The organism is Rhizobium sp. BK376 (assembly GCF_004341625.1).
In the GTDB taxonomy this organism is placed as follows: Bacteria; Pseudomonadota; Alphaproteobacteria; order Rhizobiales; family Rhizobiaceae; genus Rhizobium.
Window position 1 is genome coordinate 1 of record NZ_SLZG01000017.1, and the last position, 26462, is coordinate 26462.

Sequence of the window (26462 nt, forward strand, 5' to 3'; positions counted from 1 at the left end):
CTGGATATCACTGCCGCGCATGTCCCACTCCTGCCGACCAATCACCGAGGCATGGAATCACGGCAGTCCGCTCGCAGCAAGCGCCTTTTTCCGCATCCTGTTAAAGGAGCGACCAAATTTGCCGCCGGCCGCGCTCAGACAGGCCTTAAGCGCGTCCGCTCAAATTTTGACGCGAGATGAAATTTTGGATCTTGTCGCAAATGCGCTCGGTGGCACCCTCGACGCGGAAGCGGCAGTGCTATGGAGTTTCATCGATCTGGCGCTTGACCCTGTCAAATTCGCCGCCGGCCATTCGCGCAAGGCGGTTGGTGCCGCGCTTCTTGCTCCGAATGGCGATTTGGTCGAAAAATTCAATCAGCTATCTCTTGATCAAGATCGCCTTGACTATCTCCGCATAGCCACGCTCGGTGGGGATCAGCCTGCAGAAGAACGTGACTGGGCCAATCCAGACAGTTCAAGCCGCATTGTTCGGGCAGCGATCAATCGCCTCAGTGCGTCAAGTCGCGCGGATGCCGGAAAACTCCTGAAGGCGCTCATTCCGGGCGTCGACCCAAGCTGGAGCCCGGTGTTGAGCCACGCCGCTGCGGAGCATGCCTCGATGTTGCGAGACAGTATGTTCGTTGCGCCGACCGCTTCGGAATTGAAAGCCGCACTTAACGGCGGGCCACCGGCGAACCCAGCGGATCTTGCTGCAGTCGTCCTGGAAGAAATCGAACGATATAAGGCAAGCCTTCGGACAGGCAGCGAAATGCCATGGAAGCGCTATTGGAATACGGACCACACGGGCGCTGCGACCAAACCCCAGATCGAAAACGAGGATCGGGATCGACTTCTTGAGCTGCTTAGGTCTCGATTGGAGCGCTACGGCGTTGCGGCATCCCTTCCGGAGGCTCGGCGCGCTGAAAATACCCGCGCCGATATATTGCTGCTGACGCATGCAGGCAAAAACCTACCGATTGAAGCCAAACGGCACTATAATTCGGAGCTTTGGAGTGCGCCCATCGACCAGCTTACCGGCTATGCTGCGGACGAAGGCGCCTTTGGCTACGGCATCTATCTCGTTTTTTGGTTCGGCTCTGAATTTAGAGTTCCGGCGAGGCTCGACCGGAAAAAATCTCCTTCCACCGCCGAAGAACTACAGACGATGCTGGTCGCCGATTTACCACCAGAATCTGAAGGTAAGATATCGGTGATCGTGTTGGACGTTGCGCGCCCAAACGCGGGCGAGAAACGCAAGAAGGCTCTAACTCGAAAGAAAACGTCGTACAAAAACGCGCGGAAGAGCACGAAGGAATGATAGCGGCCGCAGCCCTGTGTCAAACAGCATTGCGACCGGCGGACAAGACTTGAATTGATCGAGACCTGGGTGATCGGGCAACATGTCCGGCGGTCGGTGGTGGTGGTACTCGACAGCGCCAGTAAGAATCTTATTCCTTCAGAGGTTGTACCCCCTTGCAACTCTTAGAAGGCAAACGTATATCCAAATCGATTTCAGCAATAGGCTGTAGCTCACGGCTCTACGGAAAGCTCGACCTTCGGGTTGTCCTCATGTACGAGCTTCGGGAATATACTATTGTTCTCTCAGTTGACGACTCCATGGTTAAACATGGGTTGCAGTTTGCTGAAGTCTCGCAATGGAGGATTTGCCGATGAAGAAATTTCATAAGCATCTCGACCTTGCTGTAGCTGTCTTGACGATGTTGTACTCCGCCCTGGAGATCATCAATGTTGCGCTCGATATCTACAGCAAGGTTGTCAACTATGCCTTTAGCGTTCGAAAACTTCCTGTATTCTTACAAAAAGAACGGCAAGCCGATTTATGCGCCTAACCCGTTCGGGGAAAAACTTGGCGCTGAACTCAAGCGCAAAGTGAACAAGGCATATAAATTCGACAGCTTTGTCTACCATTTCAAGGACGGGTCGCACGTTCTCGCGCTGCATCGGCATCGGAACAACCAGTTTTTCTGCCGCATCGACATCTCGAAATTCTTCTACAGTATCCAGCGCAATCGCGTTAAACGCGCGTTGAAGGACATCCATGTCCAGCGGCCGGAATATTATGCGAAGTGGTCAACAGTCAAAAATCCTTACGGGGCAGGGTATGTGCTCCCCTATGGGTTCGTCCAGTCGCCCATCCTGGCGACGCTAGTTATCTCGAAATCCCCAATAGGCGTCTTCCTTCGCGGCCTTCCCCCATCCGTTACCGTCTCGGTCTATATGGATGATATCTGTCTCTCGGGTAATGATGAGGCCGAGCTGCAGACGGCATTCGCTGGGCTTGTCGCCGCCGTCGCCGAAGCTGGCTTCACCCTCAACGACGAGAAGACGCGCGCCCCTGCGCCGCAAATCGACATCTTCAATTGCAGTCTGACCAACGGCAAAACCGAGGTTTTGCAGGATCGCGTTGACGAGTTCTTCGCTGTGGATCGCTCTCCTGCAAGCGAGGAGGGATTCAAGACCTACTGCGATATCGTGGAGTCGAAGACGTGGCGCACAGGTCATAAGAAAAAGCGGCGCACCGCATATTTCCGTTCGCTCCCGAAGCCCGCGCCGGTCGCGCCCGCAGCTCCTGAGCCACCGACTACTTGAACCGCGCGGTAGTTGAGCCGGTTATCATCCCGAGCGCGAATCCAACGATGGTCGTGATGGTCTTCTCGATGAATGCGCGTTGCGACTTATCTTTACAGAAGGCATAGATGCCGGTGAAGGCAACGAGCACGAAGGCAACCAAAGCTAAGAGAATGTAGATAATCGTGTTGTCGGATTGACCGCCAGTGTCGCCCGTCGCGCTTTTGGCGTAGGCTGAGGAGATGAGATTCCACGAGACGCTTATAGTATCGCGCTGCTCGATGAATGGCGAATTCGCGAGCGACGTATGTGCAGCCTGAAGCTCCTCCTGCATGGTCGTTGCCAACTTCAACGCTTCCGGATTGTTGGCGACCAACTCTTTGAGGCGCACAAGATTGGTATTCGAGTTATTCAGGGCGATTGAGATGCGTTGGTAGTCGCCTTGGGACACCTGCCAGACCTTGACAACTTTCTCCGGATAAAGGCGCTCCCAGAGTCTCACCGCCGATGTGCTGATACCTGCCAAAAGCAGGCTGATGAGCACAGAGGAAACGAGCACCCTGAATAGATCGTAGATCCGGCTGCTCGGCGTTTCCGGTTTGGACTTTTCTGGCTCCTCAGTGCTCATGGTGTCGCTCCTCTTTGCAACCTGAGTGCACGAATTCGGGTTTCGGTGGAAGGCAGGCGCCGAGTGTTGCACGATTAAATTTGCTTCTGGGCATTTGGAACACGCTTCTCATGTGACTAATGCAATGTTAGCTAAACGCCGCGTGATGCCACTCAGCGCTGTTGGTTGGGTCGTACGGCTAGTGTGCGGCGGCCGGTCGCCGGCTGAGCGCCGCAAGACACATCGGGATTTCGGTGGCCCCTCAGTTGCTTATGCACAACGGCCGCCGGTGAAGTTGTTGTCTTTCCATGATTTTGGCGTGGACCGGTCGATGGTTCGAATTGGTTCAAGAGCGCGATGCCAACTCGCCAAGATCGGCAAGACCGCGATGCAGGGACATGGCAGTGTCCAATTCCTGCCTGGTGTCATGTCCCTCGCGATACAGGTTTATGATGATCGCAGCGGCAAGCTCAGCCTCTGCGCTGTTTTTAGTCACATGGTGAGTTTCCAACCAGTCTTTGAATGATTGGTCGATAACCGACAATTCGTTCGGACCGAATGACGTTTCTAAAAATGCGCGCATACCCGTTCCCTTCTCGCGGCGCACATATGGGAAATCAGCCAGAAAGGGTCAAGTCTGCTGCTTTGGTGAGCTGAAATCGGTAGCGGTCTGTCGGATTAGAAGCTGATTTCATTGTGAAAAGACCTTGCTGCGACCATCTCACGCTATACATTGAGCACTGGGACGAACGTTTGCGACGTCGCAACGATTTAGAGTGGGCGCCGATGCAGAACGAAACGGGGACAACTTTCTCAGGGCAGGACGAAATTTCTCGAATGCTTGAGCGGGGACACTGGGACCAGTCCATGCTTGGCCCGCCTTCGGTTTGGCCTCCGTGCCTGAGATCCACCGTCGACATTATGCTGCCTTCCATGGCGCAGATCGTTTTGTTCTGGGGGCCGGACTTCGTCGCCCTGTACAACGCACCCTATGCGCCGTCGATCGGACAACGGCACCCGAAGGCTTTCGGTCGCCCGGCACGAGAAAACTGGAGCGAGCTATGGGACGACCTCGAACCGCTCCTGCGTCAAGTCCTGGACAAAGGCGAGACGGTCGCCGCCAAGGACCGCCCATTTTATATCGAGCGGCACGGCTACCCGGAAACTGTCTATTTTGACATTTCTTATTCTCCGGTCCGCGATGAAAACGGGACGGTTTGCGGCGTCTTCTGCATTGTCAACGAGACCACGGATCGCGTCCGCGGCGATCGGGCGCTCCAGGCAAGCGAAGAACGGCTGCGGGCGGTAATATCGCAGTCGGCGGCCGGGATTGGCCAAGGGAGCCTCAATGGTGACATCCTGCACGTCAACAAGCGATTTTGCGAGATTGTTGGCTACGACGAACAGGAGCTGCTCGGCAAGAACATCCGCGACATCACCTATGCCGACGATATGCCCGAGCAAACCCGATTGTATCAGCGGCTTGCACAGACCGGCGAGAGCTTCGATCTCGAAAAGCGCTACGTCCGAAAAGATGGCAGTCTCGTCTGGGTGAACAACACCGTCTCACCGCTTCGAGACGATAGCGGCAGGATTCGCCAGGTTGCGGTCGTCTCGATCGATATAAGCGAACGCAAAAAAGGGCAGGAGGTCGAGCGCCAGCTGGCGTCCATCATTGCATCTTCCAATGATGCCATCCTAGGCATCGATCTCGATATGACTATCACGTCCTGGAACGCCTCGGCGGAGAGGCTCTACGGTTACAAGGCGGACGAGATCATCGGTCAGTCTGTACTGATCCTTGTGCCTGCTGATCGGATCGACGAGGAGCCGACGCTTTTGAACCGTGTCAGGGCCGGATCGACGGTGGAGCCTTACGAAACCAGACGCCGTCACAAAGATGGCCATCTCGTCGATGTTCTCCTCAGCGTTTCGCCAATCTACGACAGTGCCGGCCGGATTATCGGCGCATCCAAGATCGCTCACGATATTTCTGCGAAGAAGGAAGCGGATCGGCTTCAGGCGGTGCTGATCGGCGAGTTGCACCACCGGGTGAAGAATGTCTTTGCGACGGTCATGGCGATTGCCCGTCAGACCCTGGTAAAAGATGCTGAGGCCAGCGGTGCGGTTACCGCTTTCGAGGCTCGCCTTTCGGCCATGGCGCATGCCCACGACCTTCTTGCCGAGGGGCATTGGCAGAGTGCCGATCTCAAGGCTGTGGTAGAGCAGGCTATCGCTCCATATCCTTCAGAGCGGTTTGATGTTTCTGGCGATCCGGTCTTGCTGCCGCAAAAGGTCGTTGCGTCACTCTCGCTTGCTCTCCATGAACTCGGCACAAATGCTGCCAAATATGGTGCACTCTCCAATGCGACAGGCAGAATTGCCATCAGCTGGAGCTTCGCTAAAGAGACCGGAGATCTTCGCCTCGTTTGGAGGGAGATGGACGGACCGGAGGTTCTCCCTCCGACCCGCAAGGGCTTCGGGTCCCGCCTCGTCGAACGCTTGTTGGCCGCGGAGCTGAACGGCAAATCGACAATCGCCTATGATCCGTCCGGTGTGATTTGCGAGATCGAGGCGACGATAACGTCTTTGCCCTGACAAAAACCGGAACCAATTCCCAAGCCGTGGCATTTGTTGCGGACAATACGATCAGGACCCCCATGCAAGAAAAGGATCAATATCGGACCGATGCCCGCAACGCCGGCGACCGTCTCGTCGCCGGACATGTAAGCGAGGATCCATTTGCGGCCGCGTTCAAGGCGACCCGGATGCCAATGATCGTCACCGATCCGAACCAGTCCGACAATCCGATCATCTTCTGCAACGAAGCCTTCCGAAGGCTCACGGGCTACAGAGATGACGAGATAATCGGGCGCAATTGCCGTTTCCTGCAGGGTCCAGAGACTGACAAAGCAACGATCGCAAAGATCCGGGAGGGCATCGCGGCCGGCCACGATGTTGCTGTCGATATCCTCAATTACCGAAAAGACGGCACCACGTTTTGGAACGCCGTATTTATCAGCCCCGTCCGGGACGAGGCCGGGACAATCATCTATTTCTTTGCGTCCCAGCTCGATTTCACAACGGTCAAAAGCCGGGAAGCAGACCTGGCGGCTGCGCGCCATGAGGCGGAGGCGGAGGTGGCAAAAAACACCGCCACCCTTAAGGCGGCACTGGAGGCGCGCACGCTGCTGGTCCACGAGGTGGACCATCGGGTGAAAAACAACCTGCTGACGATGGCCTCGATTGTCAAAATGCAGGCACGCATCACCACCGATTATCGGCAAAGGCAGACACTCATGTCGGTCCTCAACCGAATAGAGGCCCTCAGCACGGTTCAACGAAAGCTGTTCACGCTCGACGACGTGTCGAAGTTCGATATCTCAGAGTTCACAAAGGAATTGGTGACAGATCTTGTCGATGCCACTGGCCGCAACGACATCCGTCTGTCTTGGGATCTTTCGCCGCTGCTCGTGCCCGCTGTCAAAGCCACGCCTTTGTCGCTGATCGTCAATGAGCTGGTCGGCGATGCAGTTCGACGGGGCCTCATGGACGGCGGCGGCGACATCCACGTGCTGGTCAAACGCCTCAACGGTCATTTTCTGATCCGTGTCGAGGACACGTCCGAACCAGTTGAGCCTGATATTGAAAGCACCGAGCTCGGACGCATGTTGATCGAGGCGTCTGCTTTGCAGCTCGGCGCCGAAATCGAACGTAAACAGGATGGACGAAAGACGGTTGTCGATGTGGTGCTGCTTGTCGGCGACCATCAGGAGAATACACATTGAAAGTTATGATCGTCGAAGACGAAATGCTGCTCGCCATGGAGCTTGAAAGCGAGGTGGAGATGGCGGGCCATCAGGTTACAGGCCTCGCCATGAGCAGCATCCAGGCGCGCGAGCAAATCAACGCGTCGAAGCCTGATTTCGCGTTCGTCGATATCCATCTCATGGATGGCCCGACGGGGATCGACGTGGGTCGCGAACTAGCAGCTGCGGGCATCCCCTATGTCTTCGTGAGCGGCAATATCAAGAAGATCCCGGAAGGGTTTGCCGGCGCACTCGGTGCAATCGAAAAGCCCTACACGATGAACGGAATGAAAAATGCCCTGACTTACATTTCCGCACTCGTCGGAGGCGACGAGAGTGGGTCGCCGCCCGCAAGTCTGGTTCTGGCGGAAGACGCGAATGCAGGGAAGCGGTTTGGCTAAGACCCGAGGAGGAGCGTCGGCCAACACGGAGCAAAAATGGGAGGAAGTGATGAGTGACAACCAAAACATTTTGAAAGAGGTCAAACCGAGGCTGCACGCGTTGATCGATGAGCTCGTCGCTCAAGGTGCCGAGAGATCCGCGGTGATCTACATGATCGAGAAGGAATCTGCCCAGCTTCGTGATACGATGGACGAGATCCCAGATCATCAGATCGACGAGCCCTCAAACGATTGGCCGTCGGCGACCACAGGCCAGTAAGTCTTGCTTGCCTCGAGGTAGTGATGGCATCAGGCATCCTGGTGGTCGGTTGCGATTGCGCAGTTGCGAGCATCGGCATCCTCGGCTTGACGGTATGCTCAGCGTAGGACGTCATCGTGTTAGATCATTTCGCGTATCGCGAGAATCACGTCTGACGGATCATAGGGCTTACTGAAAAAGCGGCCGACGACCGGAAGGGTATCATCGCTCATGTGGCGATGACCCGATGTCACGATGATCTTGACTGGTGGCCATCGATCTCGAACCGCGGCCGCAAGTTTCAAGCCATCCATGCTGCCGGGCGTATCGATATCGGTGAACATCAGACGAACCTCCGGATGTGCGTCGAGCAGGCTGATGGCGTCGTCGGCGTTCGATGCTTCCAGCACATGAAAACCTTCGTCCTCTAGCAATAGCGCAATATCCATCCGAACGAGAGCCTCGTCCTCCACGACAAGGACCGTTATACCGTTGCCGCCCATCCCCAACGCTCCATCATGATTTACAGGCAGATAAAATGGTCCAAGAGTATAATAACGTCTCTCGTACGAATATGATCCGCCAGGTTCGGGAATGTCTTCAGTAAGTGTTTAAACCTTCCGATAACGGATACTGTATCAAACAGCTTCCGCCGACTGCCGCACAAGTCTTGCTAGCGGACCCGCGGCGTGGCATCGAAACCCATTGCGATCGAACGTGATCGTCGGCGCTGCCCCCAAGAGCGAGGCGAGAGCCGAGCGGACATATTTTGTGCCGTAGCCCTGCCGCGTCGGTTGAACGACTTTGGGGCCGCCCGATTCGATCCAGTTCATTGAAAATACTGGCGGATCTTCCTTCGAAACGGACCAGGCAATGTTGATCCTGCCGTCGCCCTGAGACAGTGCGCCGTACTTGATGGCATTCGTCGTCAGTTCGTGGAGGCAAAGGGCGATGGTTGTCGCAGCGATCCGTCCGACAAGGAGGTCCGGGCCGGCAATATTGATCCGAGTCAAGCTCTCACCGTTATAGGGTGCGACGGTTACCGCGATCACGGATAACAGTGAGATTTCGTCTCCGCCTGCTTCGAACACTGCGGTGTGAACGTCGGACAGAGCACGAAGCCGGCCTGTGAAATCTGCCGCAAGCTCATCAACCGTAGACGCGCCGCGTCGCGTCATTTGAAAGATTGAGGTGACGCTGGCAAGAATGTTCTTAATGCGATGATTGAGCTCCAGCCGCAACTCGACTTCGCGTTCAATGGCATCGCGCACCTGCTTCTGGCGCAATCGGACGAGCAGATTGGTCTGAATGCTATTGGCCAGCTCCAGTCGCGCGATTGGGCGTGTATAGAATAGGAGGCGGGCGCTCGGCCAGGCGCGTTGAAGCTGAGTGCGGATCTGTGCAATGGGAGCCGCGCGCTCAAGCAGGACCACGATTGGCACTTCGGACCAATCAGGCTGGTCGGCGAGATGATGGCCGATCGTTGCGACGACATGCGGGCTTAGCGCCTCATGGGTGATGAGGATGACGCCGGGCGAAAGCGCCAGATTTTCAGCCAAATCCTCGCCAGCCTGGCCGTGCCGGACCTCGACGTTCTGCTCCTGCAAGGAAGCCGCGATGTACTCGGCGTCCTTGCGAAACGGGGCAATTATGAGCACCCAATCCAGTTCACTCGGTGTTTCATTCATTTCGGGTCAGGAAGAGGGTTATAGGAAACGACGCTGACGCTGCCGCTCTCGATCAGCAGTTCCTGGATGTTGAGGTCATGTGGACCGTGGCGCTTTTTGACAACGGTGATGTTGCGGCGCAGCCGACCCTCATGCTCCATGATCCGCAGCAGGAGCACGGTGTCGCCCAGAAAGCTGACATCTACGTCGATGCCGACATTCTGACCAATCAGGCCGTGCTGAGCGACAATCAGCATCGTCAGCACGCCCGAACGAGCCAGGAATTTAAGAAGGGATTGAATGTCGCGGACCGCCTTTTCCCGATGCGGTAGCGAGTTCAGATAGCCGGTCAGGCTATCGATGACGACGACGCGGACTTTGTTTTGCGTCACCGCGTCCTGGACGATTTGACCAAATTCACCCGGTGAGATTTCGTTCGGATTGAAATCCCGCAGGATGAGCTTTCCATCCTTATGAAACTGCCGAAGCTGCATTCCCAGGCCTTCCGACCGGCGGAAGAACGTTTCCAGCCTCTCTTCGAACAAGAATAGCGCAACGTTCTCGCCGCGGTCGAGTGCTGCGGTCGCATAGAGTGACGACATAGTCGACTTGCCAGTGCCCGACTGTCCGATGACCAGCGTAGTGGTTCCAGCCTCCTGGCCGCCGCCAAACATGTCGTCGAGCGCTGCAACACCTGATTTGATCAGTTCCGGTTTGGTGGCCTCAGATGCAGTGTTGGGCATAATACGAGGAAAAACGATGATCCCTTCACCTTCCCGGATTGCCATGTCGTGATAACCATCGGCAACGGGGACACCGCGCATCTTGGAAACTTCCACACGACGTCGCACGGCGCCGTACTCCTCCAGTGACTTGTCGAAACGGATGACCCCATGGGCGAGCCCCTCTACTTCCTCGCCGCTGCGGTCATCGCCGGGCGTCTGGGTGTCAAGGAGAAGTGCGACGACGTTGCGCTTGGCAAGAAAGGACTTGAAACCGATTAGTTCGCGACGAAACCTAGGAGAGTCACCCGTGATCAGGCGGATTTCGAGGAGGGAGTCGTAAACAAGGCGCCGCGGCTTGTGTTCTTCGATAGCTGCCTCGATCGCCTTTCGCGTCTCGTCGAGCCTGAGGTCTGCGGTCAGAAATATGCTCTGGTCATCGGCTTCGCTGACCGAGCCGGATGTCGACAGTTCTTCGACCCGAATGCCATCGAGTGTCCAGCCGTGTGAGACAGCAATGGCTTCAAGCTCTGCCGCCGTTTGCGACAGTGTCACGTAAATACAGCTCTCTCCCGCTTCCACCCCGGCGCGAAGGAACTGTAGCGCTGCTGTCGTCTTTCCGGAGCCCGGAGCGCCTTGCAGCATATAGAGATTGGATGCCGGCAGACCACCACGCAGAATTTCGTTCAATCCGGAGATGCCTGTGCTGACAACCGCTGGCGCTTTTCGTTTCGGCATAACTCATCTTTCAAAACTGTTAGCGTGATCCGGGCCGGAGCGCGCGCATCATCGTCGTTGAAAGATGCCTGCTCGTTATATTTAGGTTTCTCGAAACATCAATGACAGGCTGGTTGTGGTGAAGCCGCAGACCTGCCTAAAGGTAGTGTTACGGCTTTACAGCAGGCTCGCTCTCATCGCGGCGGACGAACCTCGTCCTCGCGCTCATCGTTCTTGTCCAACGTCTCTAGCGCCTCAATGGTGTCGTCATAGGAACATCCGCCACGAGATTGCTTTCTTACCTGCCGCGAATCCTCTCACATTCGCCAAATGGTGTGGAGCTTGTCCAGAGCTGCTACCAAACGTTGTTGGAATGCAACATCCTCTCCGCTGACGACCGTTACGATGTCGCGCATCGCGCCGCGCATGCCGTGAAGCTGGTCGACAAGATCCATGACAATATCAACTCCGGCTTCGTTGACGCCCATGCCGTGCGTCAGATCTAGGATCAGCCGGGCGCGAGCTAGATCGGCATCCCGGAAGCGCCGTTGGTGCTCGGCGATCTGCGGCGCCAGCCAACCTTCCCGGATCCACAGTTCGAGCTCGGTTACTTCGATTTTGAGGCGAAGACAGAATTCATGATCGTCCATGGTCAGCCCTCCATGCCCTTTCTCGGATTTTGTGTCGTTCCAGAAGCCCAGCGTTTGATGAAGCTGGTCAGCTCTTCGTCCGGACGGTCGGGCAACACGACCTTCACAGTCACATAGACGTCACCGGCGCTGCCATTTCCGCGCGGCACACCCTTGCCCTTGATACGCAAGACCTTGCCGCTGCTGGAATTGGGGGGGAGGGCTAGGTCGATTGGGCCGGAGGGAGTGGGCACGCGCACCTTGCCGCCAAGCACGGCCTCGCTGAGCGTGACCGGAAGTTCGAGGCGGATGTCGTCACCGTCGCGCGTGAAAAAGCGGTGAGGCCGCACCCTGATAACGATCAGCGCGTCGCCGGCGGCACCGCCCCCGAACCCGGGTTCGCCTTTGCCCCGCAGCCGCAGCGTTTGGCCATCACGTGTCCCGGGGGGAACCTGCACTTCGATAGCCGGACCCTCGGGTAGCTTAACCTGGGTTTTGGTACCCTTCATCGCATCGAGAAAATCGATCTCCATCGAGAAATGGCGGTCACGTCCGGGAGCGCGGAACGGGGACCCGCCGCCAGGGCCGGCGCGGCGCGAGAAGAAGCTCGCGAAAATATCGTCCGAATCGCCAAAATCGGCAAACCCGCCGCTATTGTGGTAGGGCTCACCGGGACCGCTGGCCGAGGCATAGTCGCGATAGAAGTTGCGGGGCGCCTGTTCGGCCCCCGTCATATCGATCTCGCCACGGTCGAAGCGGGCGCGCTTCTGCTCATCGCTCAAAAGCTCGTAGGCCGCGGAAATCTCCTTGAACCTGGCCTCGGCATTTTTATCGCCGGGGTTCAAGTCGGGATGCAGCTTCTTGGCCAGCTTGCGGAATGCACTCTGGATTTCCTTTTGCGGCGCATCCCGTTTCACGCCCAGAAGCTCATATGGATCTCGGCTCATGCATATCTCCTGTCACAGGTAACATACACTGCGATCAATTCTCCTCTCATATAGGCGGCGGCCCGGTTTCCGGTTGGAGGGCAAGACGAAAGGTCGATTGGGTCCCACTTCGCAAGTGAGCGGGACCGTTTAATCATCGCTCCGCTATCGGACGACGAGAAGGAGAGGATCGCCATCTCGGATCAGTTCAAGCGCGAGGATTGCCGGTTTGTCGGCAAGCGCCTTACGCAAATCCGCGACGGAAGAGACCGGCGAGCGATTGGCCGCCACGATTATGTCACCGGCCTGCAGTCCGCTGCGGGCCGCCATGCTACCTGAGCCGAGACCCTCGATCACAACGCCGGGGGCACCGGCCTGGCGAGCCTCTTCGGCAGATGCTTCCCGCATTTTGGCGCCATCGAGGGGCGTGCCGGAGAGGTCGGCGGACGACCGGTCTTCCGATGTGATCGCGACGGCGATCACCCGCTCGCCATCGCCGCGCTTTACCGTCACATTGATCCTGGTTCCGATCGGGGTGAGGCCGATCCGGTTCCTGAGATCCGTTGCACTGTGGACGGGGCGATTGTCGATCGCGGTAACCACGTCGCCGGTCCTCAATCCGGCCCGCGCGGCCGCTGAGCCAGGTTCGACGCTGCCAATCAGTGCGCCGCGCAGCTCACCGAGCTTGAGTGCCTCGGCCACGTCGGGCGTCAGGTCCTGGATGCCGATGCCGAGTCTGCCGCGGCGCACCTCGCCTTGGGTCGCCAGTTGGTTCATCACCGATAGCACCATGTCGCTCGGGACTGCGAAGCCGATGCCGACATTGGCGCCGGCCGGGCTGAGGATCGCAGTGTTGATCCCGATCAGCATGCCGTCGAGCGTCACGAGCGCCCCACCGGAATTGCCGGGGTTTATCGAGGCATCGGTCTGGATGAAGTCCTCATAGCCTTCGATATTGAGCCCGCTGCGACCGAGTGCGCTGACGATGCCAGAGGTAACCGTCTGACCAAGTCCGAAGGGATTGCCGATGGCGACGACATAGTCCCCGACCTTAAGGGCATCGGAATCCCCGATCTGAATGGCTGTGAGGTTTTTGGCATTGATCTGGAGCAGGGCAATGTCGGTCTCCTTGTCGCTGCCAATCAGTTTTGCCGGGAGCTGTCGGCCATCCTTCAGCGTGACCGAGATTTTTGATCCGCCGTCGACGACGTGATGGTTGGTCAGCACATATCCTTTGTTGGCGTCGACGATGACACCGGAGCCGGCGCTCATCCGAGCCTGCTGCTGTTGCTCCGGCAGATTGAAGAACCTTCGGAAGTTGGGATCGCTATAGAGCGGGTTGTCTTGCGCCGGCGCTCGGGAGACGACCGCGATATTGACGACGGCGGGTGTGACCTGTTCCAGCATCGGCGCCAGCGTCGGCAGGCCGGTGGACGAAGAAGCCTGTCCTGTCATTTGCGCAGGCAATGGGCTTGTGGTGAAGAAAATGGCTCCGGCGGCGACGGCTGCGGAAATGGCAATCGTGCGAAGCCTCGGGGTGAGATCGAACATCGGTTGCTCCTTGAATCTGATGATGGGTGTGCCTCCTGGCGTGACCGACGGAGGATTGAAAAAAGAGGCGGGTCCGGATGTCCAGATCCGCCTCTCTTGATCGGCTCACGCAGTCGAGAGCGGGCGGCTATGGCTGAACCAGATGTTGCCGGCGGCGAGCACCGCGACGACAAGACCGGCAACAACATGGACCCACGTTGCGGCCGTCACGGCCGAGAAGCCGAGAACCCATGGAGCAGCTACCGCCCAAATGCCGAGCACTAGGTTGACCCATTCCTCCGCCTCATAGAAGGCATAGAGAGCCACAGCGGCGATCACGGCGATGGCCGCGCCGACGAGCCAGGCATTCCAGGCGGCATAGGTTTCAGCGGCGAAGCCAATTAGCCACGGTGAGACAAGAAGACCAAGACCGGCAACGATATTGACGATATCGAAAGCGGTCCGGTTGTTGGAAGACAGGGACTTCAGCATCGTTCATTTCTCCTCATCGGTTGGTTGCATCATCATTGAACCGTCTCCTGCGGACAGAAGGCGGGTGCGGCGGCGGCGCTTGCCGCGCCGTCGCCGCGAAGCTCGGTTGTGGTTGGATTAGGAGCCGGAGGAAGCGTTGTTGCTGCCAATTCGGGCAAGAACGGCGCGAGCTCGTCGTGGCTGAACGCGCCACGGGCGATCTCATGCAGCGCAAGATCGCTTACACTGGCATGCGGCAGATCAAGCCTCGGCCCCCCACCGCGGTTGAGGGCACGGGCACGGGCAGCTGCGGCCATCGTCAGCGTAAACCTGTTCGGCACAATCTCCTGGCAACCGAAAACGACATGCGGGTCCATGGGTGCACCTCATGCAGCTTTCCGATCGGCAGTGGTACGGTCCTGCCTGCGCTCAACGTCTCGTTCGAGCGCAAGCAGCGCCTGCTCGACCTCATTAAGGCGGGACGGACGATTGTTCACCGGCATGCCTTCGTTGGTCGCCTGGTCGATCAGATATTCGGTCCATGCCCAGTTCATCAGGATCGAGCGCTTTGCTTCGAGAGACAGCGTCGGATCACGGATGACATCTATGGGCGATGACCATGTGGCGGGACCGGAAGCATCGTGCCGTTCCGCCGCCTCGACCATTGCCTGACCGTAGCTCTCCTGAAGCGCGGCGAGGCCGAGCCGCTCCAATGTCGCATCGGAGAAGGCGTGAGATGGCCGGTTCAATCGGCGACGAATTCCTTTCTTTGTCAGGGCCGCAGCTTTGCTTGCCGGACCCTGCACGACATAGGTCAGGCCTTGCCGCTCGGCATAGCGGATGGCGGATCGCAGCGTTGGAAACTCCAGCTCCACCTGCGTCAGCGTATCCGTGGTGCCCGTATAGCCCATCAAAGGCTCAATGAACGGCGCGCTGCGGCGCTCGAAGACAAGCCGCCAGCCGTTCATTCGTGCTTTGCCCGATGTCATCACCGAGTGTGATGGTCTGAAGATGCGGGCGACGACGTCTTCGGGAAACACGGAGCGGCCGAAAGCGAGACGCTTCCGCCGGTTATCATTGGAGGCCTGGCTAACGGAAGCGAGGCTTTTGCTTGGTTTGGTGTGTGTCTCTCTAATAATCTCCATCATTTTATCCCTCCCTATTGGCGAAGGATGCCGGCGGCCCCCAACAAGGCCGGCCGCCGGGCAGGCTGGTTCGGTTAGCTCTTGATGGCGATCCGCTTGACCTGCGTCTGCGCCTTCTCGGTCTTCGGCAGGGTCACGGTCAAAACGCCGTTCCTGAAGCTGGCAGCGACCTTGTCTTCATCGACCTCGACGCCGAGCGGGATGCGGCGCTCGAAACGGCCGTAGTAGCGCTCGGAGAACTGACGATCCTTGTCTTCGTTCTCGGAGCGCTTCTCACCTCTCAGCGTCAGCACGCCGTCGTTGAGCAGGACTTCGATGTCCTTTTCTTCAAGGCCGGGCACCTCGGCGGTCACCTTGATCTCCTTGTCGGTATCGGCGATCTCGACGTTCGGCCAGCCGGCGCCGAACGCAGAAGCGCTGCCGAAGGCCGGCAGGCCGGAGCCGAAGCCGCGGAAGACGTCGTCGAACAGGCGGTTCACCTCACGATGCAGCGACAGGAAGGGATCCCGGTCGTCGTCGCGCAGGACAGTCGGGGCCTGGTTGCCATTGTTTCGGCCCCAGGGAATCAGATCACGAACACTCATGGTTTTCTCCTTTCCGTTGGTTCGATTGGCAAAGCTTCTCTGGTGGCGCCGGACGATATACCCGGCGCCGTCTTTGCCAACTGTGCTGTTGTTGGAGCTTAAGCCGCCTGCTTCTCGGCGTCGATTTGCTTGATCTCGGCCTTCGGCAGAGCCGTCTCGGTCGCGATCTCGATTCGTCGCGGCTTCATCGCTTCCGGGATTTCGCGCTTGAGATCGATGGTCAGCAGACCGTTGACGAGACCGGCGCCGACGACCTTGACGTGGTCGGCAAGTTCGAACCGGCGCTGGAACGAGCGGCCGGCGATGCCGCGATGCAGATACTGCACATCGTCGGCATTCGCCTTCTGACCCGATACGAAGAGCATGTTCTGCTCCTGGGTGATCGTCAGTTCGTCCTGCGTGAAGCCCGCCACTGCCATGGCAATGCGGTACTCATCCTCACCGGTCTTGACGATGTCGTAAGGCGGCCAGTTGTCGATCGTCTCGATGCGGCTTGCAGCCTCGAGCGCGTTCAGCATTCGGTCGAAGCCGATGCTCGACCGGAACAGGGGAGAAAAATCGAGGTTTGTCCTCATAACCATATCCTCCTTGTAAGCAACATGGATACAAGGAGGCGCCAAGAGCACAATGGCGCCTCCTGGACCTGTCGATCCCCATTGGGCGATCGAACAATATCAATATAATTCAGTGGCTTGCGGTTTCAAGAGCTGTGGAATTGCCTGGTGTAAAAAATTTGATTTTTTTGTTTGGTCCACCAGATTCGTGTGGTGATACAAAAGGAGAAATCGGCATGACAATGACCTCCGAAGACGTCATCGACATCCTCGGACCTGTCGACGAAACTTTGATAGCTGATGTCGTGGCCACTGGTGCCAGTCAGGCTGAACTGGCGGAAGCTTTCGCATGGGTCAACAATGACGAAGCGTTGATGAATGAACGACGGCCGCCACCCACGGGCAAAATCGCCTTGTTGATTGACCTGCTGGTCTCAGACAACGACGAACTGGACTAGGCAAGACGCCTGTCTGGAAGCGGCTTGCCTAAGCGGTGGTCAGTACGCGAACCTCGCCCCGTCGACCGAGGGTGTCTACCACGACACTGCGTCCTGAGCGGCGAACTGCGACGTCGGCCGAGCCGTTTCCGACCCGTAGGTGTCGCAGCATTACCTCATCCATGAACGAGGGCAGTTGCGGCTCGTTGAAGCTGATGATCCGAGCATTCGGCTCGAATTCAAGGCCGAGACAGGATTGCAGCAGAAGGAGGGGTGCTGCAGCCGCCCACGCCTGTGGAGAGCAGGCGACAGGGTAGAAGGTTGGCCCCTGAGCCCGCTGGCGTGGCAAGCCACAGAAGAGTTCGGGAAGACGGCGCAGGTCGATATATGTCGAAGACGCAAAGAGCCCTTCGAAAATTCTTGCCGTTTCAGCTCGGTAGCCATATCGGGCGAGACCGCTGGCGATCATTGCATTGTCATGCGGCCAAACCGAGCCATTGTGATAGCTCATCGGATTGTAGCGTGCCTCGGTGGAGGCGATGGTTCGGATGCCCCAACCGCAGAAGGACGAGGCGCTCATCAGTGTCCTGGCAACCTGGACGGCTCGCTCGGGATAGGCGATACCGGTGAACAGGGCATGACCGGCATTGGAAGAGCGGACCCTGCAAGACCGCTTATTCCCATCGAGCGCGAGCACAAAGGTGCCAAGTTCCTCATCGAAGAAACTCGTATCGAAGGCATGACGCAGGCCTTCGGCCCGTGCCAGGAACTTTGCCGCGCGTTCAGGTCTGCCGAGCCGGCGGAAGATCTCGGCTGCGGACTGCCAGGCACCGTAGACGTAGGCCTGAACCTCGGCAATGGCGATCGGGCCTTTGGCGAGCGTACCATCGGCGTGGAATACCGAGTCGTGGCTGTCTTTCCAGGCCTGATTGATTAAGCCTTCTTGCGTTAACCGCCCGTATTCCACGAAGCCATCGCCGTCGCGATCGCCGTGCTCGTCGATCCAGGTGAGCGCTGCCTCGATATTTGGCAGAAGATGGTTGATCGTGGCAAGGTCGCCTGTTCGCCTCAGGTACTCCCCTGCCAGCAGGACGAACAACGGCGTGGAATCGATGCTGCCGTAATAGCGGCGGAAGGGCACTTCACCCAGTTCAGCCATTTCGCCATAGCGCACTTCGTGGAGGATCTTTCCAGGTTCGGCGTCTGCAGCCGGATCGACTTCCGTGGCCTGGTTTGCGGCCAAATGGCCAAGGACACCGCGGGCAATGTGCGGATCAAGCCACAGCGTTTCGAGCGCGGTAATCAGCGCATCACGTCCGAAAACAGTGCTAAACCAGGGGATGCCGGCATAGGGGTAGGGACCTTCGGGCTTATCGGTCGTTAGCATATATAGATCGGAGACACTGCGCCGCGCCACCTCGTTGAATATTTCGTTGGACGTGACGATCGATGCCGCGCGGGAGGAAGAGGAGCGCAATGCACGGCGCGCATCCCGTAGGCCCAGAAAGAAAGACTGGTAGCCGAGAGGCCGGTCTTTGTCTTGGTCGCAGCAGATCTGGATGAACAGCGACCGCGTTTCATGTGGCGCCAGATCAAGATCATAAATGACATGGCCGCTCCCAAGTTCGTCTGGGCGGGGATCGAACGACAACTGCGTGACGCGCTTCAGATCGTCGAGGCCGATATAGGAGAGAAGAACGCGATCCTGTTCCATCACGGACGGAAGATGGCGGCCCCTCCTCGCCCTGACGGTTCCGCGAACCTCGAACAGATCGGCGAAGTCCGCCCCGAACGAAATTTCGATACGCACTTGTTGTCTTCGCTCGTCGTAGTTCCTTACGGCCAAGCGCTCGTAACAACCGGCATTCCACAGAAAGCGTGTCCTGCGCATATGAATGAGATCATGCTCAAGTGTGAGCTTCCCCTTCTCATCAAAGAGGTCGGGATTGGTGAGATCGCAGGTCAGCGTCGCATTGTCGTCGCGCAGCGTCGACGAGAGAAGCATCGGGCGCTTGCCATTAATCGTCAGATGGAGGTGGGAGAGGTACCGCGTGTCCCGATGGAAAACGCCTTCCGGGCTGCCGGGCCCAGAAAGCGCGTCACCATTGTGGTCGAAGACGGCGAATGTATCCCCGTGCTTCAGGGTGCGCGACCGTCGCTCTTGCAGTGATGCTGTGGCCGGAATGAAAAATTGCGCCATCGGTGCGTGGCCGCCTGCTGGCTCGGAAGCGTCGTGTACAGAAGCGATCGACATGCTACTGGCCTCCGAATTATGCAACGACGTGCAGATCGAGGTCCTGCCCGTTGGCACGGCGTAGTGGGGCCGCCTTGGTGCGCACGCCAGGAAGATTCCGGTAGATGTCCAGATAATCCCGTGCCATCCGCGCGGCGCTGAAACGCGCCTCGAATGTCGCGCGAACTTTCTTTCGATCCATCTTGAGCGCCCATTCGATGTTCTCGGCCGCGTCGGCCACGCTATCGACGAGGACTCCAGAGACACCGTTGTCGATGACCTCCGGCACGGAGCCGCATCCGAAGGCGATGACGGGCGTGCCACAGGCCATCGCTTCGATCATCACCAGTCCGAACGGCTCGGGCCAGTCGATCGGGAAGAGCAAGGCGCCGGCGTTGCCGAGGAAATCGGCCTTCTGATGCTCGTTGATCTCACCGATGAATTCGACATTCGGATGGCGCCTCACCATCGGGTCGATCACCGTCTCCCAGTAGGCCCTGTCGGCATTGTCGACCTTGGCGGCCATCTTCAGCGGCATCCCGACCTTGGTTGCGATTTCGATCGCACGATCCGGCCGCTTTTCCGGTGATATCCGTCCAAGGAAAGCAAGATGGTTGCCCTTGGGCTTTTCCGTGAATGACAGCAGGTCGAGAGGGAGGCCATGATAGACCGTCCCTGACCAGTTGACCGGCGGCATTGGGCGGCGCTGATCATTGGAGATCGACACCAGCGGGATATCGGGAAAAGCCGAGTAGAAGGGCTTGAGGTCCGGCAGGTCAAGGCGGCCGTGCAGCGTCGTCACCGTGCGGTCGGCGAACTCGCGGATCAGCGGGAAATGTAGTAGATCGATGTGGAAGTGCAGCACATCGAATTCGTGCGCCCGCCGGCGAATTTCCTCCAGCATCACGACCTGATAGGGCAGATGATCTCTGACGGCGGGGTTGAGGCGCAACGCGACGTCCGAGCACGCCACGAGCCTGGCGTCGGTGACGGAATCGCCGCTGGCAAAAAGCGTGACCTCATGGCCCTGGGCGACCAGTTCTTCGGTGAGATAGGAAACAATGCGCTCGGTTCCCCCATAGAGTTTGGGCGGAACACTTTCAGCGAGCGGTGCGATCTGAGCGATCTTCATCGGCAAAACCTCCTCTATTGAGCAAAGAGTCGTCGGTAAAAACCAGATCCGCGTCCTCAAAGAGGCACGCGGCACGTCAGATTGGATTTCTATATCTCGAATGGTTGTCGGTGGCGTCCTCCTTTCCGATAGCTGCACAGACCAAGGCCGCCAAACCGACGTGATTGAACTCGGCGACGGCGGCATCTTTGATTGTCTTGATTACGGGATGCGTCCTGCTTTCCGGGCAGCATATCAGACCGGTCCAACGTCTTCAGCGCTTCGATGATCGCGTCATAGGAGACGGCCTTGTCCGTACCTGGATAAAGGCGAAGGGCCGGAATGGGTTCGATGGCGAAGATGTCGGATGCCCAGGACGCAAGAATGGCGCGTTTCTCGTCCCTGCCGATTTCGTCGGCCGCAAGAACGTCGCGCGGATGAGCAAAATGCCTGCCCGGATGCAGCAGATGAGCAGCGCTGATTGCTGCTGCCGCGTTCACTGGTGTTGAATTTTCGAAGCTTTCCTTTCTCATAGCTTGACCCCATGTGATGCCAAATTGACGTTGTTGTTTGGCTCAGCTTTGTAAAATTCCCTGGCGTCCGAACAGACCTCGCGCGGACTCGACCATTGTTCTGAGATGGCGCGGCTCGCGAACACCTTGCCTGTACAATTCTATCGTTATGGCCGCCATGCGCTCCGCTTCCTCGGACTCCTTCGCAATCCCAGCGCCCGACCGGATTTCATTGAAACCCTCTGGCAGACGGCGAGATCACGGCTGTCGAAAGGAGTTGGCAAAGGTTTTGTTATTGCATGAACCATCCTTTCACCTCCTTATCGGAGCTCGCCCGCGTCGACGGGCGAGCCCCAGCAATTACCTCTTAGAAGTCCATGCCGGCGCCAGCGGGCAGGGCGGGTGAAGCGTCCTTCTTGGGCTTCTCGGCGATCATCGCTTCCGTGGTCACCAGCAGACCGGCGACCGACGCAGCATCCTGAAGCGCGGTCCGCACGACCTTGGCTGGATCGATGACGCCCTGAGCATAGAGATCACCATATTCGCCGGTCTGCGCATTCCACCCGAAGGAGAAGTCGGTTTTCTCGCGGAGCTTGCCGACAATCACGGAGCCTTCCGCGCCAGCGTTTTCGGCGATCTGGCGAACGGGGGCTTCGATCGCCCTGCGGACGATCTCGATACCAACCTTCTGGTCTTGGTTGGCGGTTGCAAGATTGTCGAGTGCCTTGACGGCGCGCAATAGCGCAACACCACCGCCCGGCAGGATACCCTCTTCGACGGCCGCGCGGGTCGCATGAAGGGCGTCGTCGACGCGGTCCTTCTTCTCCTTCACCTCGACTTCGGTGGAGCCACCGACACGGATCACCGCAACGCCGCCTGCCAGCTTGGCTAAACGTTCCTGCAGCTTCTCGCGATCGTAGTCCGAGGTGGTTTCTTCGATCTGCGCCCGGATCTGGGCGACGCGGCCGTCGATCTCGGCCTTGGAACCGACGCCGTCGATGATCGTGGTGTTTTCTTTCTCGATCGCCACCTTCTTGGCTCGGCCAAGCATGTTGAGCGTGACGTTCTCAAGCTTGATGCCGACGTCCTCGGAAATGACGGTGCCACCGGTCAAGATGGCAATGTCTTCGAGCATCGCCTTGCGGCGATCGCCGAACCCCGGAGCCTTAACGGCAGCAATTTTTAGACCACCGCGCAGCTTGTTGACGACGAGCGTTGCGAGCGCCTCGCCTTCGACATCTTCCGCGATAATCAGCAGCGGTTTGGAGGACTGCACGACGGCTTCGAGGACCGGCAGCAAGGACTGAAGGTTCGACAGCTTTTTCTCGTGGATGAGGATATAGGGGTCCTCGAACTCGACCCGCATCTTGTCCTGATTGGTCACGAAGTAGGGCGAGAGGTAGCCGCGGTCGAACTGCATGCCTTCGACGACTTCGAGCTCGGTCTCGGCGGTCTTGGCTTCCTCGACAGTGATGACGCCTTCGTTGCCGACCTTTTCCATCGCTTCAGCGAGATACTTGCCGATCTCCTCGTCGCCGTTGGCAGACACAGTGCCGACTTGGGCAATTTCGGAATTGCTGGTGATCTTGCGGGCGTTGCCTTTCAGCTCTTTAACGACTGCATCCACGGCGATATCGATGCCGCGCTTCAGGTCCATCGGGTTCATGCCCGATGCAACCGCCTTGGCGCCTTCCTTGACGATTGCCTGCGCGAGAACAGTTGCGGTGGTGGTACCGTCGCCGGCAAGATCATTGGTCTTCGATGCCACCTCGCGCAGCATCTGTGCCCCCATGTTTTCGAACTTGTCTTCCAGTTCGATTTCCTTGGCGACCGAAACGCCGTCCTTGGTGATACGCGGCGCGCCGTAGGATTTGTCGATGACGACGTTGCGGCCCTTCGGGCCGAGCGTGACCTTCACCGCATTGGCGAGAACATCGACCCCACGCAGCATGCGTTCACGGGCATCGGTGTTGAATTTGACTTCTTTCGCAGCCATTTGTTCACTCCTTCAATAGGCAGCTTTTTGACTGATGAGCGGCAGTGCGTGATTACGCGGCGCGCTTCTGCTCGGCCTGAGCTTCGATAATGCCCAAGACGTCGCTTTCCTTCATGATCAGCAGGTCTTCGCCGTTGATCTTGATTTCGGTGCCGGACCATTTGCCGAACAGAATGCGGTCGCCAGCCTTGACGTCGAGCGCCTGGATCTGGCCGGCCTCGTTGCGTGCACCAAGACCGACGGCGACGACTTCGCCTTCCTGCGGCTTTTCCTTGGCAGTGTCAGGGATGATGATCCCACCCTTGGTCTTTTCTTCGGATTCGACCCGGCGGACAAGAATGCGATCATGAAGCGGTCGGAACGACATGTTTTCCTCCATTGGACAAAAAGATGACGCAAAATCCCCTGCCGGACCGGGTGACCAATCCGGACGGGTGCGAACCTCATCTGAGCGTTCGCGGGGAAAATTTATTTTCGAGATTTTTTGATTTCAAGAGGGTCGGCAAGAAAAATTAGCACTCTACCCCGGCGGCTGCTAACATGCTGGAGAGGAACGATAAACGCCTTCGAAGGTTTAAGAAAACCGTTGATGGATGCATGATTTTTTGCCACCTTTGGCAGTGTCATGAAACGGAGATGAGCATGCAATTCTCGTCGGATTTCGAGCGTCAGCTTAACGGCTACGGCCTCACCACCGCGCACATCCTCTACCGCATTCCTGATTTCGAATCCGTGCTGCAGACCTATGTCTGGCAGGACTACGATCTGGCTCCCGATTTTCCGGAAATGCATAAATTCCTCGACTTCTGGCGCGCCAGCCTCGACGGGCCGCTGCATTCCGTCCGCTACAGCCATCAGCGTCTGATAGGGCCAAACGAATGGCGTCGTCTCGAAGGCGAGTTCAGGCTTAACTAAGCTCTTGAAACGGAAATTTTCGCTTCCTAGCTCTTTGCGCGATCGAGGCTCCGATGAGCTCGGTCACTATCACACGTCTATCCGGAGTGAGATCGAGAATGGAAGAGAAGATCAAAGTCATCGAAGACCTCAGCATCGAGGAGCGCGAAGAGGTCTTTGCCGATATCGCGCATGTCCTGGAGGCAGCTGCACGCGAGGCATATGTCGAAGGCAACCGCCATTTTGCCGCGCTTTCCGCCAATATGGCACAGGCGATCTTCATCAATGCTGACGAACTGGCGCGTGACGACGTGCGTAAAGCCGAGCGCGTGTTACAGCAAGCAACCGCCATGATCTCGCAGTTCAAGGCCGTGCATCCTTATCGTATGGTGAGCCACGCACGCCACTAGAGGTGTGAAACCGCTAGGCTTCTGATGCCGTCTCAATCCTGAATGAAGACCAATGTTGTGACGGCGATATCGGTTTCGGCGCTCCGGGGTGAGGATGGCCGGTTCCGACAAGTTGGGTTCATTGCCATCGACATCTCGGCAAGCAAGAATGCGCAGGAGGCTGAACGCCACCTGGCTGCCATCATCGAGTCCTCGAATGACGCGATCCTTGGCATCGATCTCGACTTGACGATTACCAGCTGGAATGCCCCCGCCGAGAAGCTTTACGGTATTGACTGGCGAGCTCAATCATCGCGTGAAGAACGTCTTTGCCACCGTCATCGCAATCTCGAAACAGACCCTAGGGCGGGAGGGGACGGGGCAGGACGAAGTAGACGCCTTCCGGGAACGGCTGACCTCTATGGCGAAGGCGCATGATCTCCTTACACATCGAGACTGGCAGCGCGCCGATCTTTCAGCGCTGGTCAGGCAAGTCCTGGAGCCCTATCCCGCAGAATGTTTCGAGATCGAAGGCATCCCTGTGCTTCTGCCGCAGAAGGCAGTCGTCTCGTTTTCTTTGGCTATCCACGAGCTCGCGACGAATGCTGCAAAGTACGGCGCATTGTCGGTTGCTCAACGCAAGATCTCGATCTCCTGGCGGCTTGGCGACGGTGATGAGAGCACGAAAGCAAGGCTACATTTCAGGTGGGCTGAACACGGTGGTCCCGCAATGAAGCCCCAGCGATGAAGGGCTTCGGATCGCGTCTGGTTGAGAGGTTTCTCGCGGCCGAACTGAACGGCCGTTCGACAATCAGCTACGATCCCGCCGGGGTCGTCTGCGAAATCGACGCGGTGCTGGATATAGATGCATGATCAGCAGACGATCCGGCTGAGTGGCGACGACCGGGTGCCTCGCGCATCGGCCGTCGCCCCAGGTCCGCCGCGAGCTCAAGGAGCGCTTCTTGCTACGCTTTGGCTTCAGATCTGTGAATCCCTGAATTCGAGAATTTTGCCCGGTTGCCACTCCCGGCAGTCGTATGTTGATAGTCTACCGGATGAGCCCCTGCAGGAAACAGTCAAAAACGCGCTGTGGCGCGGCACGGTGGAACTTTCATTTCCTGCCTCAGTTAGCTTCGATCATAGGAGGAAGCGAACATGGGTATGAATTCACCAAATGACGGGGCTCCGGGCACGACGGATCAGTCTCCACGCTGGGAAGGTCCCCAGAAAAACACGCCGAGGGGCTACCTTCGCGCGAAGGACGATCCCGACCAGGACCGGGATGCGAATGGCGAAAGCAATAGCGACCCTGAGGTCAAAAAGGTTTCCGACGCTTTCAAGACGAAAGACGACTGATCTTGTCACAATCGGTAGCTGCGCGACCCCGGGCTGTGAATGTTGCCCCGGCCACGCTCGGGAAAATGGCTGTCGTCGTCATTCTGTGTGCCAGCACCGCGGCGGCGGCCGGCTTGTATATAAGCGCAGCCCGCCCGCCGTTTTCGCAAGGCGATCCGCAGTTCAAGGGTGCCGGTGACGCGGTGCACGGGCAACTGATCTTCGCGGCTGGGGATTGTGCGTCCTGCCATGCGACCCCTGGCGAACCCGATCGACTGCGGCTTGGGGGCGGCATGGCGCTCGGCTCACCATTCGGCACCTTTCGGCCGCCTAACATTTCTCCGGATCCGGTGGACGGCATCGGCAGATGGACGGCCGTCGATCTGGCGAACGCGCTCGTCGGCGGGGTGTCGCCTGAGCATGAGCATTATTATCCCGCTTTTCCCTATACGAGCTTCACTGGAATGACGGCTGGCGACATCCGGGACCTCTACGCGTATCTCATGACGCTTCCCAAGGTCTCGGGACGGGCACCGCCGCATCACCCTTCGATCCTGTTTCGCATTCGCCGGTTCGTCGGATTCTGGAAGCTGCTATTTTTTCGTGAGGGCCAATCGGAGGCCCGATTGAGCGGCGAGCCGATCCATGATCGCGGCGCCTATCTCGTCGAGAACGTATCCCACTGCGCCGAATGCCACTCCAGTCGGAACGTCTTCGGTGCCATCAAACCCGACACCCGGTTTGCCGGAGGAGTCGATCCGCAAGGTACGGGGTTCGTGCCCAACATCACGCAGCAGAACCTGGGCAAGTGGACCGAGCGAGACATTGCAACGATGCTAAAAACAGGCGACACGCCCGACCATGGCCGTGTCGGATCGTCGATGGCCGACGTCGTGACCAACACGGCCATGTTACCCGACAGCGATCGTGATGCGATTGCGCGCTACATCAAGGCCCTCCCGGCCTTGCCGACGCCCCATCCCTAAC

At 58.1% G+C, this 26462-nt stretch carries 31 protein-coding genes and 2 pseudogenes; 14 read left to right on the forward strand and 19 right to left on the reverse strand.

The window, feature by feature from the left end; genetic code table 11:
* Both EV561_RS27395 and EV561_RS27400 read left to right on the forward strand, forming a co-directional pair.
* On the forward strand, positions 1-1297 hold a 1297-nt coding region (locus EV561_RS27395), incomplete at its 5' end, for a hypothetical protein (RefSeq protein ID WP_207910603.1).
* A 428-nt stretch (positions 1298-1725) separates the two neighbouring features.
* Positions 1726-2589: a reverse transcriptase domain-containing protein gene (locus EV561_RS27400; protein ID WP_245512972.1), complete on the forward strand. Its 864-nt coding sequence runs from the start codon at positions 1726-1728 to the stop codon at positions 2587-2589.
* On the opposite strand, the gene EV561_RS27405 is transcribed toward EV561_RS27400, so the two are convergent.
* Complete coding sequence (locus EV561_RS27405) at positions 2582-3196, reverse strand: hypothetical protein (protein ID WP_132526479.1); 615 nt, start codon at positions 3194-3196, stop codon at positions 2582-2584. The genes EV561_RS27400 and EV561_RS27405 overlap by 8 nt on opposite strands.
* 325 nt (positions 3197-3521) lie before the next feature.
* The gene (locus tag EV561_RS27410) at positions 3522-3758 is read right to left on the reverse strand and encodes a hypothetical protein (RefSeq protein WP_112445734.1); all 237 of its coding nucleotides are present in this window, start codon (positions 3756-3758) and stop codon (positions 3522-3524) included.
* Between the two features lie 254 nt (positions 3759-4012).
* Here EV561_RS27410 and EV561_RS27415 point away from each other — a divergent pair, with 254 nt between their 5' ends.
* The 4 genes from EV561_RS27415 to EV561_RS27430 all read left to right on the forward strand — a co-directional run bounded on the left by EV561_RS27415 (position 4013) and on the right by EV561_RS27430 (position 7644).
* On the forward strand, positions 4013-5773 hold the full coding sequence (locus EV561_RS27415) for a PAS domain S-box protein (RefSeq protein WP_132526481.1): 1761 nt from the start codon (positions 4013-4015) through the stop codon (positions 5771-5773).
* A gap of 62 nt (positions 5774-5835) precedes the next feature.
* Complete coding sequence (locus EV561_RS27420) at positions 5836-6963, forward strand: PAS domain-containing protein (RefSeq protein WP_132526483.1); 1128 nt, start codon at positions 5836-5838, stop codon at positions 6961-6963.
* On the forward strand, positions 6960-7385 hold the full coding sequence (locus EV561_RS27425; protein ID WP_132526485.1) for a response regulator: 426 nt from the start codon (positions 6960-6962) through the stop codon (positions 7383-7385). Before EV561_RS27420 ends, EV561_RS27425 begins: the two co-directional genes overlap by 4 nt.
* Before the next feature lie 49 nt (positions 7386-7434).
* Positions 7435-7644 (forward strand): hypothetical protein, encoded by a 210-nt coding sequence (locus EV561_RS27430; protein ID WP_132526487.1) that lies wholly within the window; start codon positions 7435-7437, stop codon positions 7642-7644.
* Positions 7645-7763: 119 nt separating this feature from the next.
* Here the strand turns inward: EV561_RS27430 and EV561_RS27435 are convergent, their stop codons facing one another.
* The 11 genes from EV561_RS27435 to EV561_RS27485 form a co-directional block, all read right to left on the reverse strand.
* The gene (locus tag EV561_RS27435) at positions 7764-8126 is read right to left on the reverse strand and encodes a response regulator (protein ID WP_132526489.1); all 363 of its coding nucleotides are present in this window, start codon (positions 8124-8126) and stop codon (positions 7764-7766) included.
* A 135-nt stretch (positions 8127-8261) separates the two neighbouring features.
* Positions 8262-9311 carry a sensor histidine kinase gene (locus EV561_RS27440; protein WP_132526491.1) on the reverse strand — a complete coding sequence of 350 codons (1050 nt, stop codon included), beginning with the start codon at positions 9309-9311 and terminating at the stop codon, positions 8262-8264.
* Positions 9308-10750, reverse strand: a complete 1443-nt coding sequence (locus EV561_RS27445) for an ATPase domain-containing protein (protein ID WP_132526493.1) — start codon at positions 10748-10750, stop codon at positions 9308-9310. Before EV561_RS27445 ends, EV561_RS27440 begins: the two co-directional genes overlap by 4 nt.
* Before the next feature lie 296 nt (positions 10751-11046).
* Complete coding sequence (locus EV561_RS27450; protein WP_132526495.1) at positions 11047-11379, reverse strand: chaperone modulator CbpM; 333 nt, start codon at positions 11377-11379, stop codon at positions 11047-11049.
* A 2-nt stretch (positions 11380-11381) separates the two neighbouring features.
* On the reverse strand, positions 11382-12305 hold the full coding sequence (locus tag EV561_RS27455; RefSeq protein WP_112389069.1) for a DnaJ C-terminal domain-containing protein: 924 nt from the start codon (positions 12303-12305) through the stop codon (positions 11382-11384).
* A 144-nt stretch (positions 12306-12449) separates the two neighbouring features.
* The gene (locus tag EV561_RS27460) at positions 12450-13835 is read right to left on the reverse strand and encodes a DegQ family serine endoprotease (protein WP_112445716.1); all 1386 of its coding nucleotides are present in this window, start codon (positions 13833-13835) and stop codon (positions 12450-12452) included.
* Positions 13836-13940: 105 nt separating this feature from the next.
* On the reverse strand, positions 13941-14306 hold the full coding sequence (locus EV561_RS27465) for an SPW repeat protein (RefSeq protein WP_112389071.1): 366 nt from the start codon (positions 14304-14306) through the stop codon (positions 13941-13943).
* A 32-nt stretch (positions 14307-14338) separates the two neighbouring features.
* Positions 14339-14662, reverse strand: a complete 324-nt coding sequence (locus tag EV561_RS27470; protein WP_132526497.1) for a DNA-directed RNA polymerase subunit omega — start codon at positions 14660-14662, stop codon at positions 14339-14341.
* A 9-nt stretch (positions 14663-14671) separates the two neighbouring features.
* Positions 14672-15433 carry an NADH dehydrogenase ubiquinone Fe-S protein 4 gene (locus EV561_RS27475; RefSeq protein ID WP_132526499.1) on the reverse strand — a complete coding sequence of 254 codons (762 nt, stop codon included), beginning with the start codon at positions 15431-15433 and terminating at the stop codon, positions 14672-14674.
* 71 nt (positions 15434-15504) lie between these two features.
* Positions 15505-16014 (reverse strand): Hsp20/alpha crystallin family protein, encoded by a 510-nt coding sequence (locus tag EV561_RS27480; RefSeq protein WP_112389074.1) that lies wholly within the window; start codon positions 16012-16014, stop codon positions 15505-15507.
* 98 nt (positions 16015-16112) lie between these two features.
* Positions 16113-16589, reverse strand: a complete 477-nt coding sequence (locus EV561_RS27485) for an Hsp20 family protein (protein WP_112389075.1) — start codon at positions 16587-16589, stop codon at positions 16113-16115.
* A gap of 215 nt (positions 16590-16804) precedes the next feature.
* On the opposite strand from EV561_RS27485, the gene EV561_RS27490 reads away from it, so the two are divergent.
* Positions 16805-17026, forward strand: coding sequence for a hypothetical protein (locus tag EV561_RS27490; protein WP_112389076.1), 222 nt, complete (start codon positions 16805-16807; stop codon positions 17024-17026).
* Between the two features lie 28 nt (positions 17027-17054).
* On the opposite strand, the gene EV561_RS27495 is transcribed toward EV561_RS27490, so the two are convergent.
* The 6 genes and pseudogenes from EV561_RS27495 to groES all read right to left on the reverse strand — a co-directional run bounded on the left by EV561_RS27495 (position 17055) and on the right by groES (position 23224).
* Positions 17055-19259, reverse strand: coding sequence for an amylo-alpha-1,6-glucosidase (locus EV561_RS27495; protein ID WP_132526501.1), 2205 nt, complete (start codon positions 19257-19259; stop codon positions 17055-17057).
* 16 nt (positions 19260-19275) lie between these two features.
* Positions 19276-20370, reverse strand: coding sequence for a glycosyltransferase family 4 protein (locus EV561_RS27500; protein WP_132526503.1), 1095 nt, complete (start codon positions 20368-20370; stop codon positions 19276-19278).
* Between the two features lie 89 nt (positions 20371-20459).
* On the reverse strand, positions 20460-20882 hold the full coding sequence (locus EV561_RS27505; RefSeq protein ID WP_132526505.1) for a hypothetical protein: 423 nt from the start codon (positions 20880-20882) through the stop codon (positions 20460-20462).
* A gap of 42 nt (positions 20883-20924) precedes the next feature.
* Positions 20925-21169, reverse strand: a pseudogene (locus EV561_RS37995) (hypothetical protein).
* A gap of 59 nt (positions 21170-21228) precedes the next feature.
* Positions 21229-22857, reverse strand: a complete 1629-nt coding sequence (gene groL / locus EV561_RS27515; protein WP_132526507.1) for a chaperonin GroEL — start codon at positions 22855-22857, stop codon at positions 21229-21231.
* A 52-nt stretch (positions 22858-22909) separates the two neighbouring features.
* On the reverse strand, positions 22910-23224 hold the full coding sequence (gene groES / locus EV561_RS27520) for a co-chaperone GroES (RefSeq protein ID WP_113297427.1): 315 nt from the start codon (positions 23222-23224) through the stop codon (positions 22910-22912).
* 275 nt (positions 23225-23499) lie between these two features.
* Between groES and EV561_RS27525 the strand changes: the two genes are divergently transcribed.
* The 7 genes and pseudogenes from EV561_RS27525 (at position 23500) to EV561_RS27550 (ending at position 26461) form a co-directional block, all read left to right on the forward strand.
* Complete coding sequence (locus EV561_RS27525) at positions 23500-23772, forward strand: usg protein (protein WP_113297428.1); 273 nt, start codon at positions 23500-23502, stop codon at positions 23770-23772.
* Positions 23773-23870: 98 nt separating this feature from the next.
* The gene (locus EV561_RS27530) at positions 23871-24161 is read left to right on the forward strand and encodes a hypothetical protein (protein WP_113297429.1); all 291 of its coding nucleotides are present in this window, start codon (positions 23871-23873) and stop codon (positions 24159-24161) included.
* A 42-nt stretch (positions 24162-24203) separates the two neighbouring features.
* Positions 24204-24425, forward strand: a pseudogene (locus EV561_RS38000) (PAS domain-containing protein); the annotation flags it as partial.
* A 7-nt stretch (positions 24426-24432) separates the two neighbouring features.
* Positions 24433-24888, forward strand: coding sequence for a sensor histidine kinase (locus EV561_RS27540; RefSeq protein WP_245512974.1), 456 nt, complete (start codon positions 24433-24435; stop codon positions 24886-24888).
* Complete coding sequence (locus tag EV561_RS38450) at positions 24885-25013, forward strand: hypothetical protein (protein WP_281026135.1); 129 nt, start codon at positions 24885-24887, stop codon at positions 25011-25013. Before EV561_RS27540 ends, EV561_RS38450 begins: the two co-directional genes overlap by 4 nt.
* 282 nt (positions 25014-25295) lie before the next feature.
* A complete protein-coding gene (locus EV561_RS27545; RefSeq protein ID WP_113335666.1) occupies positions 25296-25496 on the forward strand; it encodes a hypothetical protein in 201 nt (66 codons plus the stop codon).
* 65 nt (positions 25497-25561) lie between these two features.
* Positions 25562-26461 (forward strand): cytochrome c, encoded by a 900-nt coding sequence (locus EV561_RS27550; RefSeq protein ID WP_132526513.1) that lies wholly within the window; start codon positions 25562-25564, stop codon positions 26459-26461.
* Position 26462 lies beyond the last annotated feature (1 nt).

Bases quoted from the DNA above. Each gene is read 5' to 3' on its own strand.
- EV561_RS27490 (WP_112389076.1), top strand. From the start codon at position 16,805: ATGACAATGACCTCCGAAGACGTCATCGACATCCTCGGACCTGTCGAC.
- groL (WP_132526507.1), bottom strand. From the start codon at position 22,857: ATGGCTGCGAAAGAAGTCAAATTCAACACCGATGCCCGTGAACGCATG.
- EV561_RS27430 (WP_132526487.1), top strand. From the start codon at position 7,435: ATGAGTGACAACCAAAACATTTTGAAAGAGGTCAAACCGAGGCTGCAC.
- EV561_RS27455 (WP_112389069.1), bottom strand. From the start codon at position 12,305: ATGAGCCGAGATCCATATGAGCTTCTGGGCGTGAAACGGGATGCGCCG.
- EV561_RS27545 (WP_113335666.1), top strand. From the start codon at position 25,296: ATGGGTATGAATTCACCAAATGACGGGGCTCCGGGCACGACGGATCAG.
- EV561_RS27460 (WP_112445716.1), bottom strand. From the start codon at position 13,835: ATGTTCGATCTCACCCCGAGGCTTCGCACGATTGCCATTTCCGCAGCC.
- EV561_RS27500 (WP_132526503.1), bottom strand. From the start codon at position 20,370: ATGAAGATCGCTCAGATCGCACCGCTCGCTGAAAGTGTTCCGCCCAAA.
- EV561_RS27405 (WP_132526479.1), bottom strand. From the start codon at position 3,196: ATGAGCACTGAGGAGCCAGAAAAGTCCAAACCGGAAACGCCGAGCAGC.
- EV561_RS27505 (WP_132526505.1), bottom strand. From the start codon at position 20,882: ATGAGAAAGGAAAGCTTCGAAAATTCAACACCAGTGAACGCGGCAGCA.
- EV561_RS27530 (WP_113297429.1), top strand. From the start codon at position 23,871: ATGGAAGAGAAGATCAAAGTCATCGAAGACCTCAGCATCGAGGAGCGC.
- EV561_RS27450 (WP_132526495.1), bottom strand. From the start codon at position 11,379: ATGGACGATCATGAATTCTGTCTTCGCCTCAAAATCGAAGTAACCGAG.
- EV561_RS27400 (WP_245512972.1), top strand. From the start codon at position 1,726: ATGTTGCGCTCGATATCTACAGCAAGGTTGTCAACTATGCCTTTAGCG.
- EV561_RS27550 (WP_132526513.1), top strand. From the start codon at position 25,562: ATGGCTGTCGTCGTCATTCTGTGTGCCAGCACCGCGGCGGCGGCCGGC.
- EV561_RS27420 (WP_132526483.1), top strand. From the start codon at position 5,836: ATGCAAGAAAAGGATCAATATCGGACCGATGCCCGCAACGCCGGCGAC.
- EV561_RS27415 (WP_132526481.1), top strand. From the start codon at position 4,013: ATGCTTGAGCGGGGACACTGGGACCAGTCCATGCTTGGCCCGCCTTCG.
- EV561_RS27445 (WP_132526493.1), bottom strand. From the start codon at position 10,750: ATGCCGAAACGAAAAGCGCCAGCGGTTGTCAGCACAGGCATCTCCGGA.
- EV561_RS27475 (WP_132526499.1), bottom strand. From the start codon at position 15,433: ATGATGGAGATTATTAGAGAGACACACACCAAACCAAGCAAAAGCCTC.
- EV561_RS27480 (WP_112389074.1), bottom strand. From the start codon at position 16,014: ATGAGTGTTCGTGATCTGATTCCCTGGGGCCGAAACAATGGCAACCAG.
- EV561_RS27435 (WP_132526489.1), bottom strand. From the start codon at position 8,126: ATGGGCGGCAACGGTATAACGGTCCTTGTCGTGGAGGACGAGGCTCTC.
- EV561_RS27410 (WP_112445734.1), bottom strand. From the start codon at position 3,758: ATGCGCGCATTTTTAGAAACGTCATTCGGTCCGAACGAATTGTCGGTT.
- EV561_RS27525 (WP_113297428.1), top strand. From the start codon at position 23,500: ATGCAATTCTCGTCGGATTTCGAGCGTCAGCTTAACGGCTACGGCCTC.
- EV561_RS27470 (WP_132526497.1), bottom strand. From the start codon at position 14,662: ATGGACCCGCATGTCGTTTTCGGTTGCCAGGAGATTGTGCCGAACAGG.
- EV561_RS38450 (WP_281026135.1), top strand. From the start codon at position 24,885: ATGAAGGGCTTCGGATCGCGTCTGGTTGAGAGGTTTCTCGCGGCCGAA.
- EV561_RS27495 (WP_132526501.1), bottom strand. From the start codon at position 19,259: ATGTCGATCGCTTCTGTACACGACGCTTCCGAGCCAGCAGGCGGCCAC.
- EV561_RS27485 (WP_112389075.1), bottom strand. From the start codon at position 16,589: ATGAGGACAAACCTCGATTTTTCTCCCCTGTTCCGGTCGAGCATCGGC.
- EV561_RS27465 (WP_112389071.1), bottom strand. From the start codon at position 14,306: ATGCTGAAGTCCCTGTCTTCCAACAACCGGACCGCTTTCGATATCGTC.
- EV561_RS27440 (WP_132526491.1), bottom strand. From the start codon at position 9,311: ATGAATGAAACACCGAGTGAACTGGATTGGGTGCTCATAATTGCCCCG.
- groES (WP_113297427.1), bottom strand. From the start codon at position 23,224: ATGTCGTTCCGACCGCTTCATGATCGCATTCTTGTCCGCCGGGTCGAA.